This window comes from Tenacibaculum piscium (assembly GCF_021390715.1).
Lineage (GTDB): Bacteria > Bacteroidota > Bacteroidia > Flavobacteriales > Flavobacteriaceae > Polaribacter > Polaribacter piscius.
Genome location: NZ_JAJGWT010000010.1, coordinates 57,762 through 71,801 on the forward strand (window position 1 = coordinate 57,762; position 14,040 = coordinate 71,801).

Consider the following 14,040-nt stretch of genomic DNA (forward strand, 5'->3'; position numbering starts at 1 on the left):
CTATGAGTTTACTATTTACAGATAACGAACAGGCAGCTAATCTTATCGAATTACGCAATATTGAGCAGTCGTATAATAACGGGCAAACTAAAATTATTCAAAATTTAGATTTGCTAATTGAAGACAAACCAATGCAAGGGCAATTTGCCGTTATTTTAGGAATGTCGGGCTGTGGAAAATCTACTTTATTAAGATATATTGCAGGTTTACAACAACCAACATCAGGAAGTGTTTTGGTAAAAGGGCAACCTGTTAGCAAAGAAAATAGGGTGAGTATGGTTTTTCAGCAATACTCTTCTTTACCTTGGATGACCGTTTTAGATAATGTTGGTTTGGCATTGAAATTTGAAGGGATTTCTAAAAAAGAACGTGATGAACGTGCTATGGAAATGATTCAATTAGTAGGTTTAGATGGGCATCAAAAAAAGTATGCGCAATATCCGAATTTATCAGGAGGACAATTACAAAGAATAGCAATTGCACGTAGTTTAATGTCGAATCCAGAAATTTTATTGATGGATGAGCCTTTCGGAGCTTTAGATGTTAAAACAAGGTTACAAATGCAAGATTTATTAATCAATATTTGGGAGAAATTTAGCCCAACTATTTTGTTTGTAACGCATGATATTCAGGAAGCCGTGTATTTAGCCGATGATATTTATATCATGAAACACGCACCGTCAAATTTTGTAAAACATATTAATGTCGATTTGCCTTTTCAACGAAATAGAGAAACTAAAAGATTGCCTCATTTTGATCATTTAGTACATCAAGTAGAAGATGCAATGATGGCAATAGATTCAGAAAATTAATAATCAATAGTCTATGAATAGTACAAAATCGTATAAAATAATCGACCTGTTTTTTAAGAAGTTATCTTCAAAAGATACGCCTTATTTCTTTAAAGGGAAATTAGTAAATCCTTTAAAAATAATTGCTATTTCTGCGGATTTTTCAAAACTGAAAATTAAAGATGAAGATTTATTATTGCTTTATTCGTCAAAGAAAGATAGCAATAATTTCGATTTTGTAATTACCTCAAAACATATTCATACAAAAAGCAACACGTATTTATTAGAAATTGCGGCTTTAAAAAATGACGAATTTCTTTTTTTTGATAAAGAACATTTATCGTTAGTAAGAAATTTGGTGAGTGATTTAGGTTTATCAGTAAATGAAGAAAAGAAAAATTTAGCTTCTTTTACTGATAAGTTTAAACGCTTTGTAAATCAAAAAGAAAGTAGTGCTACTAATTTTGATATTGATGCTTCTTTTTTAGAAATTTTAAAAAATGAAGGTGATAAAATTCAAAATTTAGCAGACGATTTAAATAATAACAAACGGTTTTCAACAGTAATTAATGACATCGTAACTAAAACCGATGATGCCGTAAAATTTACCGCCGAACACATTATACTACAAGATATTATTAAAGTATTTAATAAGGTTTGTAATTTAACAAGTGAAGAAAATAAAGTAGCAACGCTAAGAATTAAGTTTTTATTGGCTTTTTTGTTTGAAAAATTACAAGGAAAGGATATTATAAGTAGTTTGAGTATTGCCCGAATAAATGAATTTGTTGCTTCGGATAGTTTTGATAAAAATATCGAAATTATAAAAGAAGCCACTCTTTTTGATTTAGGAGATACCTACAAAAATGAGTTTTTATTACCGCTAATTTTAAAGCGATTAAAGAATCCACATTTTTCAAATTCAGCTGCTTTTTTATATCGAATTGCTTCTTTAATTGCAAAAGCAGATGGAACAGTATCTGAAGAAGAACAAGAAATTCTTAAAAAGATAAACGATAAATTACAGCATCCGAAGGAAAAATTACAAGGCGTAAAAGAGGTTGAAATTGATGAAAATGAAACTTTAGAAGAAGTTTTAGAGGAATTGAATCAATTGGTAGGTTTAGATAATATTAAAGGTGCAATTGCTGAATTATCGAATTTTTTAAAGGTTCAAAAATTACGAGAAGCCGAAGGATTAAAAAGTGTAAATAATTCGTTGCATTCTGTATTTATGGGACCTCCAGGTACAGGAAAAACTACGGTAGCACGTTTAATTTCTAAAATATACAAACATTTAGGATACTTAGAAAAAGGACATTTAATAGAAACTGACAGAAGCGGAATGGTTGCGGGTTATGTTGGACAAACGGCTTTAAAAGTTGAAGAAATTGTAACCGCTTCGTTAAATGGTGTTTTATTTATTGATGAAGCATATGCGTTGGCGAAAGATGCTAAAAAAGATTTTGGAAATGAAGCAATTGAAGTATTGCTAAAAAAAATGGAAGACCACAGAAAAGAATTGGTGGTTATTGTAGCTGGATATCCAGATGAAATGAAAAGTTTCATCAATTCAAACCCAGGGTTACAATCTCGTTTTAATAGGTATTTTACTTTTGATCATTATAAACCGACAGAATTGGTCGCTATTTTTGAGCTTTTTTGTAAAAATAACGATTTTGTTTTAGCTGCTGATGCCAAAGAAAAACTCTTATTTATCTTTGAAAAACTCTATGAAAAAAAGGATAAAAATTTTGGAAATGCTCGTATAGCAAGAAATCTTTTTGAAAAAATAATTGAATATCAAGCAAACAGAATTATTGCAATTGCTCCCATAACAAAAGAATTATTAATCACCATTGTTGAACAAGATATACCGCCAGTAAATAAAACAGTGGAAAAATATTTGATGTTTCAAGAAGCCGAAGAAGTATTATAAAATGATTACAGAAAAAGAGATATCTGCAAGATTAAAACGAACTATAAAAGCGCCAATTCGTATTGGTTCGTTAACTGATTTAGCCATCAATAAAGCCGATTTTATAGCATCTTTTAAACCTTTTTTTGATACTGATTTAATGGATGATGTGTATTTGGTTAAAAACAATCAAATGGCATTTTTAAAGTCTATTTTTATAGAAGATAGAATTTCTTTAGAAAAAATACATCAAGATTATTTTGAAGGAAAGTTACCAAAAAGTGTTTTAAATCCTTGGATTGATACATTATTAGAAAATCAAAAGAAAGAATTTTTAATCCTTTCTAAAATTACAAGACAACGAAATATTTCTTCTTTTACAGTTGAGAAATCCGTAGAAAAATCCGCAGAAAAACAAATTGATAATTTACTTATAAAACGTATTGAAGCAAAATCATTTAAACAAGATGTATCTGATTTTAGAGTATGGAAACGTGTTTTTAAACAAGCATCAAAAGCATCCGTAGAAAATGAATTATTTAAAAGCCTTTTAAAACAAGTATTTCTTTTGATAAGTGAAATTCATCCAACTACTCAAAAGATAAAAGTTACGAGTCATTTTATGCGCACAATTTCTGATGTTCAGATAAAAGGAGAAAACTCTCCAGAAGGTGTTCATGAAGATGGTGCAAAATATATTGTGTCTGCCTTGGTTATCAACAGAACGAATATTTTAGGTGGAGAAACTCAAATTTTTGAAGCTATTTCAGAAAAAAAACAACTGATTTTTAATACGATTTTAGAAGCGGGAGAATTTGCATTTCAAGCAGATACTGGTGAAGAAAAAGAATTCGGAACTGATTTATGGCATTATGTAACGCCTATTCAGCCGATAAATTTAGCTGAAAAAGGCGTTAGAGATATTATTGGTTTTGATATTGAAATCGTATCTTAATAAATAATATTTACTAAAAAATTAAGAAAGCATACAGCTAATTTTATCAAGAGAATCGCCGTATTTAAAACTAAAATCGATGTGTATTAAATCGCCTGCTTTAACTTCTAAAGTATTGGTGGTTTTTAAAACCGTAGGAGGCATTAAACTGTCTGTTCCTGTAAAATTAGCACCTTCTGTAACTTCTACATACGATTCTAAATACAAAGCATTAATAGTTCCCGAAAATAAAGCAGGAACTGAAAAACTTAAATGTACACCTTCTTTTTTCTCTTTTAATAATTCAATTTCATTGGCTAAAAATTGTTGCGATAAAAACATCGGCTGATGCCTTGTAAACATTACAGGATAATGGTGTACATTTTCATCTATTTCAGCCTCGCATAATCTTGCGAAATTCACAATTCTATTCGGGAATAATTTACCATCCGATTTTAAAAACTGACGCATATGCTGAAAAATTTGCACTTGAAATTCATTAGCACAATAAATACTCATTAATTCACCAATAATATGGTCAACTTTTTCGGGTAAATTGACGGTAAGTGCATCGGCATAAATAACTTCTACTTTATCTTTCCAATCGTATTTTTCAATTTCTTTGTTGATAAAAGGGATTAAATCGGGATTGTTTTCAATTAAATACGCCTTTTTAACGTGTGGCATATACAATTTTGTTAGTGGCAAAGTACCAACGCCAATTTCACAAACAACAGCATCTTTAAAATTGTTATTTAGCTCAAAAGCTTTTTTAAATGCGTTGACTCTTTGCGCATCGGTTTCCATTATTTTATAATAAATTTCAGGAAAACCAAAATGAGATTCATCAAAAGTTTGTGCTTTTAATAAGGCATATTTTAAGGTATCGTAATTATCTATAATTTGATGGTGTAGTTTGTCGTTCATTTATTTTGTAGGTTTTTCTGTAAGATAAAAGTAATGAAAAATCTCTTAGTAAAATCAGCTTAATTTTAGCGAAAAACTGTAATTTTATCTTTAAAATAAAACAACAATAATGAAGTATTTTACCGTAATTTTTTTAGTAATAACAAGTGTTTTAATAGGGTGTAAAAACTCAGAAAATACAACAGCTATAACGCCAAAATCTATAACAGAAAAAGTTGTTGTAGAAAAAAATACAGAAGAAAAAGTAATGTCTTCAAATACACATCAAGTGGTTGTACTTGAAAAAATAGATGCTGGAGGTTATGTTTACTTGAAAGTTTCAGAAAAAGAGAAAGAAGAAGGAAAACAATATTGGATTGCCGTTCCTGGAAAACAAGTAAAAATAGGCGCTACTTATTATTATGATGGTGGAATGGAAATGAGAAATTTTGAAAGTAAAACCTTAAAGCGAACTTTTGATCGTGTTATTTTTGCACAAGGTATTCGAGATGAAAAAAAGAAAATCAATAATAATATCAAGAATAAAACGATTAAGAAAAATGCTACTACAGGAAAATCAAAAATTAATATAGAAAAAGCAACTAATGGAATACGAATTGCACAACTTTTTGAAAATCCAAAAGCGTATCAGAATAAAGAAGTTAGTATCAAAGGACAAGCTGTAAAGGTAAATAATGGAATTATGGGTGTTAATTTCATCCATTTACAAGACGGAACAACAGGGAATGGGCAATATGATATTACCGTTACCAGCAATGAAAGCGTAAAAATTGGTGATATTATTACGCTAAAAGGAACTGTTATTTTGAATAAAGATTTCGGAGCTGGCTATGTTTTTGATGTTCTTATTGAAAAAGCGGTTGTTTTGAAATAGTTCTTTAAAAAAGAAGAGTATCTAAAATCCAACAAAAAATCCCGTACTAAAATTAGTACGGGATTTTTAATATATTTAAAAAAGAGTATTAAATCTTATTCTTTCAAATCTAATTTAATGCTTAATTCTGATAATTGTGCATCATTTAAAGCAGCAGGAGCATCAATCATTACATCGCGCCCTGAGTTATTTTTAGGGAAAGCGATAAAATCACGAATCGTTTCTTGTCCGCCTAAAATAGCAACCAATCTATCTAATCCGAAAGCCAAACCTCCGTGTGGTGGTGCGCCATATTCAAAAGCATCCATTAAGAAACCAAACTGCTCTTTTGCTTCTTCTTCGGTAAATCCTAAATGTTTAAACATGATCGCTTGTGTTGCTTTGTCATGAATTCTGATAGAACCTCCACCGATTTCATTTCCGTTTAACACTAAATCATAAGCATTTGCTTTAACTGCTCCAGGATCTGTATCTAACAATTCTAATTGCCCTGGTTTAGGCGATGTAAACGGGTGATGCATTGCATGATAATGCCCAGTTTCTTCGTCTAATTCTAATAATGGGAAATCAATAACCCATAACGGAGCAAATACTTTAGGATCTCTTAAACCTAAACGTTCTGCTAATTCCATTCTTAAAGCCGATAATTGGGCTCTTACTTTATTGGTATCTCCAGATAAAACACACACTAAATCACCAGCTTTTGCACCTGTAATTTCTGCCCATTTCGCTAAATCTTCTTGATCATAGAATTTATCGACAGAAGATTTGAATGTTCCATCTTCGTTTACACGAGCATAAATCATTCCTAAAGCGCCAACTTGAGGACGTTTTACCCATTTAATGATATTGTCTATTTCTTTTCTTGTGAATTTATTTCCTCCAGGAACAGCGAAACCAACCACTAATTCAGCACTATTAAAAACGCCAAAATCTTTATGTTGTGTTACTTCGTTTAATTCGCCAAACTCCATTCCAAAACGGATATCTGGTTTATCATTTCCGTATAAACGCATTGCGTCATCATATAACATTCTTGGGAATTTATCAACTTCAACATTGTTGATTTCCTTTAATAAATGACGTGTTAATCCTTCAAAAATATTTAAAATATCTTCTTGCTCAACAAAAGCCATTTCACAGTCAATTTGTGTAAATTCTGGCTGACGGTCGGCACGTAAATCTTCATCTCTAAAACACTTTACAATTTGAAAGTATTTATCCATTCCACCAACCATTAATAATTGTTTGAAGGTTTGAGGCGATTGTGGTAAGGCATAAAATTGCCCTGCGTTCATTCGAGAAGGCACTAAGAAATCACGCGCTCCTTCAGGAGTTGACTTGATTAAATAAGGCGTTTCAACTTCTATAAATTCTTGGTCAGATAAATATTTACGTACTTCCATAGATACTTTTGATCTGAAAATCAAACTATCTTTTACAGGATTACGACGAATATCTAAATAACGATATTTCATTCTGATATCTTCACCACCATCTGTTTTATCTTCAATAGTAAAAGGCGGCGTTTTTGCTTGGTTTAAAATTTCTAATTTAGTAACCAACACTTCAATTTCACCAGTAGCGATGTTTTTATTTTTAGATTCTCGTTCAATAACAGTACCTGTAACTTGAATTACAAATTCACGTCCTAAGGTTTTTGCCTGTTCGATTAAATCTTTAGAAGTACGTTCTTCGTCAAAAATTAATTGCGTAATTCCGTAACGATCTCGTAAATCGACCCAAATCATAAAACCTTTATCACGTGATTTTTGTACCCAACCAGAAAGGGTTACTTCAGTATTAATATGCGAGGCTGTTAATTCGCCACAAGTATGCGTTCTGTACATTTCTAGAATTTTAGATATGCAAATCTAACGATAATTGTTAGTATGTAAAAAATTACTATTATTTAGTTTTTTAAGCTCAGATACTGTTTTTTTGTAGTTCTTTTTTATCAATATGATAATTAAAATCTATAATTATGACATTACAAGAATTTAAAAATACGTTAAAAAATACGCCTAAAAACATTCAATTTTCAGATACGATGAACGTTATTGAAGAAAACTACAATTTTACACCATCAGCATTTAAAAATGGCGATTTAGAAAATACGAGTACTCAAAATTTAGGTTCGTGTAAAGTGCTTTCTTTTGCTATTAAAGAGCAATTAAGCAAAGAAGAAACCTTGGCTTGTTTTGCACAATATTATTTTATTGATGTTTTAGAAAACCCAACAGCAACCGATCATCAAAATATCCGAAATTTTATGAATACTGGTTTTGAAGGATTGGTTTTTGAGACTGAAACTTTAGAGCTTGTTTAAATTTTAAAGATAAACGTCATGCTGAATTTATTTCAGCATCGCATCAACAGGAGAATTAAGGCAAATCAGGATGCGAACCTGAAATAAATTCAGGTTGACCGATGCGATTTCTTGTTTCTTCTGATATTTTTTTTAGATGAAATTTAAACAATCTCTTAATTATAAAATACAAATAATCAAAAATAGCACAAATTCCTAGCCCCGATTGAAGCAATTGTTTGAGCTCTTTTTTTGATTTTTCTTCAAAAAAAAGCGAGTGCGGAAAGCGGGAAATAGCTTCAAAAAAAAACACCAATCATATATATAAATTATGATTGGTATTTTTGGGTGAAATTTTAAAAAATAATCAAGAAAATACACTTAATCAAAAGCACCTGATTTTAATTTATCAAAATAAATACTAGCTGCTTTTTTAACTTTTGGCGCTAATAAAAGCGTTGAAATTACCGTTGGTATCGCCATTAAAGCATAGGCGCTATCCATTAAATTAATTACAAAATCTAACTTTATAACCGAGGCAACTACTATGACAAAAATGTAAAAATGATTGTAATATTTACCCGTTTTTGAATTGGTTAAATAACTTAAACAGCTATAACCGTAAAATGAATAAGTAAATAGGGTCGAGAAGGCGAAAATTAAGACGCAAATGGTTAAAATGATGCTTCCTAAATGATATGGTAATACCGAATCAAAGGCGACTAATGTCATTGAAATACCGTTACCATCAAACCCTTTCCATATTCCTGATGATAAAATTGCCAAGGCTGTTAACGTACAAACTAATAAAGTGTCAATCGCAGGTCCTAACATGGCTACTAATCCTTCTCTAATTGGTTCGTCTGTTTTGGCGGTTCCGTGCATCATTGGTGCCGTTCCTAAACCTGCTTCGTTAGAAAATGCTGCTCGTTTTACTCCTGTTATTATCAACGCTCCTAAAGCACCTCCTAAAACAGATTCTCCTGAAAAAGCATCTGAAAGTATTAATGAAAAAATATTCGGAATCTCTTCGATTTTTAAAAGTAGAATGGATAAAACAGTAACTAAATAAACCACCACCATAATAGGAACTAATTTTCCCGCTACTTTTCCGATACGTTTAATTCCTCCAAAAATTACACTAGACACAATAAATGCAATGACAATTCCTATTAATAATTTTGCCACAAATTCATTCGATTCGTTTACATCAAAAACATCAATAATGGTTTGTGTTAATTGATTTGCTTGAAAAGCGGGCAATGTTCCTGCTAAACCTGCGGTTGCAAAAAAGATAGCTAAAGGCTTCCATTTTTTTCCTAAACCTTCTGTAATTACGTACATCGGTCCACCTTTTGTGTTTCCTTCTTCGTCTTTTCCTCGGTACATGATTGCCAAACTACAGGTGAAAAACTTGGTTGCCATTCCTACAAAAGCACTAATCCACATCCAAAAAATGGCGCCTGGTCCTCCCATGGAAATTGCAATGGCTACTCCACTGATATTTCCCATTCCAACGGTTGCCGCAATAGCCGATGATAGGGCTTCGTAATGTGATAAATCGCCAGGAGAATTCTGCTTGTCGTACTTTCCTCTTAAAATGGCAATGGCGTGTCCCATATATTTAAACGGAACTAAGCCTGAATATATAAATAAGCATAATCCGCCACCGATTAACAATATTAATAAGGGGATTCCCCAAATCCATGCTGAAAATGTGGCGACTATATGTTGAATTTCTGTAAACATAACGATTGTTTTTTAGTGAAATGAATAATATGAATTATTTAAAATAGCTTTTTAGAGCTTTTTTAATAATTTAAAATAGGTTTAAAAACTTACCAATCTTCTCCTTTAAAATTTTTTGATTTAGCATAGCTAATCGTATTTTCTAAATAATCTTCGGTATTATATTTTGGTATCGGTAAGATTGATGCTAACAAGCTTGTATCGTATTCGTAAGGTTCAGAAATCAGGTATTTATTTAAGTGCAATCCAATAGTTTTATAATAAACTTGCTCTAATCTATTTTTATTTTCTACGGATACTTCTGTTGTTGAGGTATTTAAAAAAGTAAAATTATTGAAATCTACTGTTTTTAAAATTCGTTCTATTCCTGTAACAATATTGGTGCTTTTAGAATGCACAATATTAAGTTGAACTATTTCTTTTCGATAGACATTAGCTATTATTTTAGCTACATAATCGACAGGAATAATATTCAATCCTGTTTTAAAGTTGGTGGCAATTCTGATAGGATTATCGGCTAAAGGGCTTTTATAAAAAAATTTCCCCAAAAGATAATAAACCATGTAATTTGAAATAAAATAAGGCGAATTTTTAAAAATATTTCCTCCTAAAACGCTCGGTCTTAATATTTGTATAGCGACATTATTTTCTTTTCCTTTTTTCAACAAAAATTTCTCGGTAGTGTGTTTTGCTTCTTCGTAAAAATTACGGTATTTCGGTTTCTTTGTAGCGTGATAATCATTATCAATTAATCCGCCAATATTACCGATACTAAACGCCGTACTTATATACGTGAATTTTGTAATAAAGGAAGAAAAGGTATTAAATACCTCTTTTGTAAATTGATAAACACCATTAAAAACAACATCTCGTTGTGATTTATCGGTGGTTAAATTGACACTTCCTGCGGAATGAATAAAAAAATTGGTTTCATCTTTAGATAAAAAAGTTTCAGGTTTAAAAAACGAAACCATCTCTAAAGCTTTAATTTTTTGAGCGATTAATTTTTTATTTTCAGAAATAAATGATGGAGAAGCATCACTATTTACTATTTTTTGAATTCTTTCTAATGCCGATTTTCCATTTTTTTCTCTTACAGGAAGAAATATATGTTTGATATTTTCTTGTTGTAAGAGTTCATATAAAACTTGAGATCCTAATGTTCCTGTACTGCCTGTGAGAATAATATTTATTTGATTTTGTTGCATTTCAAGATATAATTAATCGTTTTTAAAGAACGATATATATTTATTTTAGGAAGAAAAAATGGCGTAATTGTTTTTTGAAAATAATTATTTACAAACAACACCTTCTTTATTTAAAAGGTCGATATGTCTAAAAAAACCTTTTTGAATTGTTCCTTCTTGGAAGATAAATGTTTTGTCGTGTAAAATATTATTTTCGAAAAAAGTAACTTGAAATTGATTGTCTAAAGCAAATAATTCTGGTTGCATTATTTCAAATTTAGAAAATGATTTCGCTTTTAAAAGGTCAATTTTTCTTCGGAATAAAGAGGTTTTTTTAGTTTCAGAAAATCCTTGTGAAACAATAACGACCATTTCTAAATCAACCTCTTTTTTGTTGATAATATAAACGCTCCATTCCTCTAAATTATCTTGCGGATTTTTTTCTAAAGTGATGGCAATTTCTACATCCATGACTCCTGGTATTTTTATATCTTTTCTCATTTTGTATGTGTGTTAAATGTAAAAAGTTGAAAAGTAGAACGGATTCTTAACTTTTCAACTTTTGTATTATTTTTAATAGTATTTATATCACTGATTTAAACTGCTCTAAAAAACGTTTATCATTTTCGTAAAACATTCTAATATCAGGGATTTGATATAATAACATGGCGATACGTTCAATTCCCATTCCGAAAGCGTATCCTGAATATTTTGTAGGGTCAATATTGGCATTTTTCAATACATTCGGATCTACCATTCCACAGCCCATAATTTCTAACCAACCTGTTCCTTTAGTAATTCTATAATCGGTTTCTGTTTCTAATCCCCAGTAAATATCTACCTCAGCACTTGGCTCTGTAAACGGGAAATAAGAAGGTCTTAGCCTAATTTTTGACTTTCCAAACATCTCTTTGGTAAAATACAAAAGCGTTTGTTTTAAATCGGCAAAAGAAACATCTGTATCAATATACAAACCTTCTACTTGATGAAAAATACAGTGCGCTCTTGATGAAATATCTTCATTTCTAAAAACACGCCCAGGCGAAATAGTTCTGATAGGTGGCGTATTATTTTCCATATAACGAACCTGTACCGATGAAGTATGTGTTCTTAATAAAGTATCAGGATTTTTGTCGATAAAAAAAGTATCCTGCATATCACGTGCTGGATGGTATTCTGGTAAGTTTAGCGCCGTAAAATTATGCCAATCATCTTCAATTTCTGGTCCTTCAGAAACGGTAAATCCAATTCTATTAAAAACCTCAATAATTTGATTTTTCACTAATGATATCGGATGACGAGAACCTAAATTAATCGGTTCTGATGGACGCGTTAAATCACCATAAAAATTTCCATGCTCAACAGCACTTTCTAAAGTATCATTTAATTCCGTTACTTTATCTTCTGCAGATTTTTTTAAGTTGTTTAATGCCTGTCCAAAATCTTTACGCATTGCTGCATCAACATTTTTAAACTCAAGAAATAAATCTTTCAATAAACCTTTACTTCCTAAATATTTTATTCTGAAAGTCTCAACTTCTTCTTTTGAAGTTGCTTGAAAAGCCTTTACATCACCAATCAATTCTTTTACCTTATCTAACATTGTATCTGTCCAAAATTTGAATGCAAATTTAATATTTTTATATCAAATTTATGCAATAACTATCAGTATAAAATATAGCATCAAAAAAATAACAAAACTTAATAGTATAAATCGCTTTTTGTAAGTGATAATTTCCTGTACACTCTTTTTACTGTTTTTTTGATAAATAAATACTAAAATTAGTTAATTTTTTAGTTATTTAAATTTAACAGATTGTAATTTAATTATATTTGCGTAGCGGAATTATTTAAAAATAAATTACAACAACAAATAATACAACTAGATTATGGAATCTAAAATAAATGCTTTTATGGATTACGTTAAAGAACGTAATGCTAATGAACCAGAATTTTTACAAGCTGTACACGAAGTAGCAGAAACTGTTATTCCATTTATTGAAAACAACCCTAAATATCAGGGAAAGAAATTGTTAGAGAGAATGGTTGAACCAGAAAGAACTTTAATGTTTAGAGTTGCTTGGGTTGATGACAAAGGAGAAACACAAGTAAACAGAGGGTACAGAGTAGAGTTTAACTCGGCTATCGGACCTTACAAAGGTGGTTTACGTTTTCACCCGTCTGTAAACTTATCAATCTTAAAGTTCTTAGGATTCGAACAAGTATTCAAAAACTCGTTAACTACTTTACCAATGGGTGGAGGAAAAGGAGGTTCTGATTTTAATCCAAAAGGAAAATCTGATAGAGAAGTAATGGCTTTTTGTCAGGCTTTTATGTCGGAATTATTCCGTCATATTGGAGCTAATACCGATGTTCCTGCGGGAGATATTGGTGTTGGAGGAAGAGAAATCGGATTTATGTTCGGTCAATATAAAAAATTACGTAACGAATTTGTTGGAGTTTTAACTGGTAAAGGTGCCTCTTGGGGTGGTTCTTTAATACGCCCAGAAGCAACAGGTTACGGTGATGTTTATTTTGCTCAAAACATGTTAAAAGTAAAAGGAGATTCTTTTGAAGGTAAAACTGTTGTGATTTCAGGTTCTGGAAACGTTGCACAATATGCTACTGAAAAAGCAACTGAATTAGGCGCAAAAGTAGTTACGTTATCAGATTCTTCAGGATATATTTATGATGCTGATGGAATTGATGCTGAGAAATTAGCATTCGTTATGGATATTAAAAATGTTCGTAGAGCTAGAATTAGCGAATATGTAACGAAATATCCAAATGCAAAATTCTTTGCAGGAGAAAGACCTTGGAGCGTTACATGTGATGTCGCTTTACCATGTGCAACTCAAAATGAGTTAAACGGTGAAGAAGCAAAAACATTAGTTGCAAACGGCGTAATTTGTGTTGCAGAAGGAGCAAATATGCCTTCTACACCAGAAGCTATTGAAGTTTTTCAAAATGCAAAAATCTTATTTGCACCAGGAAAAGCATCGAATGCAGGTGGAGTAGCAACTTCAGGATTAGAAATGAGCCAAAACTCATTACGTTACAACTGGACAAGAGAAGAAGTAGATGCAAAATTAAAAGCAATTATGAATGATATTCACGCTTCTTGTGTTGAATATGGTGCGCAAGCTGATGGTTTTGTAGATTACGTAAAAGGAGCAAATGTTGCTGGTTTCGTAAAAGTTGCCGATGCAATGTTAGATCAAGGAGTTGTATAATCGTTTCTTTTCATAGAAGATGTATATTCTTTTTTATAATATTTAAAAACACGCTATTTATATAGCGTGTTTTTTTATTGCGTACTTTCGGGTAAAATTTCATAAATATTTCAATGAAT

General features: G+C 31.0%; 12 protein-coding genes. 6 read left to right on the forward strand and 6 right to left on the reverse strand.

Annotated elements, in window-relative coordinates; genetic code table 11:
• Positions 1-2 precede the first annotated feature (2 nt).
• From L0U77_RS09925 to L0U77_RS09935, 3 genes are read left to right on the forward strand one after another with little or no spacing between them, the layout of a single operon-like run.
• Complete coding sequence (locus L0U77_RS09925; RefSeq protein ID WP_233901119.1) at positions 3-812, forward strand: ABC transporter ATP-binding protein; 810 nt, start codon at positions 3-5, stop codon at positions 810-812.
• A gap of 13 nt (positions 813-825) precedes the next feature.
• Entirely contained in the window at positions 826-2,730 is a 1,905-nt protein-coding gene (locus L0U77_RS09930) for an AAA family ATPase (RefSeq protein ID WP_233901120.1), read from the forward strand.
• A 1-nt stretch (position 2,731) separates the two neighbouring features.
• Positions 2,732-3,664, forward strand: a complete 933-nt coding sequence (locus L0U77_RS09935) for a 2OG-Fe dioxygenase family protein (protein ID WP_233901121.1) — start codon at positions 2,732-2,734, stop codon at positions 3,662-3,664.
• A 21-nt stretch (positions 3,665-3,685) separates the two neighbouring features.
• Here the strand turns inward: L0U77_RS09935 and L0U77_RS09940 are convergent, their stop codons facing one another.
• Entirely contained in the window at positions 3,686-4,570 is an 885-nt protein-coding gene (locus tag L0U77_RS09940; RefSeq protein ID WP_233901122.1) for an rRNA adenine N-6-methyltransferase family protein, read from the reverse strand.
• Between the two features lie 109 nt (positions 4,571-4,679).
• On the opposite strand from L0U77_RS09940, the gene L0U77_RS09945 reads away from it, so the two are divergent.
• Positions 4,680-5,444: a hypothetical protein gene (locus L0U77_RS09945; RefSeq protein WP_233883026.1), complete on the forward strand. Its 765-nt coding sequence runs from the start codon at positions 4,680-4,682 to the stop codon at positions 5,442-5,444.
• Positions 5,445-5,539: 95 nt separating this feature from the next.
• Here the strand turns inward: L0U77_RS09945 and aspS are convergent, their stop codons facing one another.
• The gene (aspS, locus tag L0U77_RS09950) at positions 5,540-7,294 is read right to left on the reverse strand and encodes an aspartate--tRNA ligase (protein ID WP_233901123.1); all 1,755 of its coding nucleotides are present in this window, start codon (positions 7,292-7,294) and stop codon (positions 5,540-5,542) included.
• 134 nt (positions 7,295-7,428) lie between these two features.
• Between aspS and L0U77_RS09955 the strand changes: the two genes are divergently transcribed.
• Positions 7,429-7,773 carry a HopJ type III effector protein gene (locus L0U77_RS09955; protein ID WP_233901124.1) on the forward strand — a complete coding sequence of 115 codons (345 nt, stop codon included), beginning with the start codon at positions 7,429-7,431 and terminating at the stop codon, positions 7,771-7,773.
• A 360-nt stretch (positions 7,774-8,133) separates the two neighbouring features.
• Here L0U77_RS09955 and L0U77_RS09960 read toward each other — a convergent pair whose 3' ends face one another.
• The 4 genes from L0U77_RS09960 to pheS form a co-directional block, all read right to left on the reverse strand.
• Positions 8,134-9,501, reverse strand: coding sequence for an alanine/glycine:cation symporter family protein (locus tag L0U77_RS09960; RefSeq protein WP_233883021.1), 1,368 nt, complete (start codon positions 9,499-9,501; stop codon positions 8,134-8,136).
• Between the two features lie 89 nt (positions 9,502-9,590).
• Positions 9,591-10,709, reverse strand: coding sequence for an SDR family oxidoreductase (locus tag L0U77_RS09965; RefSeq protein ID WP_233901125.1), 1,119 nt, complete (start codon positions 10,707-10,709; stop codon positions 9,591-9,593).
• An 84-nt stretch (positions 10,710-10,793) separates the two neighbouring features.
• A complete protein-coding gene (locus L0U77_RS09970; protein WP_233897506.1) occupies positions 10,794-11,189 on the reverse strand; it encodes a hypothetical protein in 396 nt (131 codons plus the stop codon).
• A gap of 82 nt (positions 11,190-11,271) precedes the next feature.
• The gene (gene pheS / locus L0U77_RS09975; protein WP_233883017.1) at positions 11,272-12,291 is read right to left on the reverse strand and encodes a phenylalanine--tRNA ligase subunit alpha; all 1,020 of its coding nucleotides are present in this window, start codon (positions 12,289-12,291) and stop codon (positions 11,272-11,274) included.
• A 286-nt stretch (positions 12,292-12,577) separates the two neighbouring features.
• Here pheS and gdhA point away from each other — a divergent pair, with 286 nt between their 5' ends.
• A complete protein-coding gene (gene gdhA / locus L0U77_RS09980) occupies positions 12,578-13,921 on the forward strand; it encodes an NADP-specific glutamate dehydrogenase (protein WP_233861778.1) in 1,344 nt (447 codons plus the stop codon).
• Positions 13,922-14,040 lie beyond the last annotated feature (119 nt).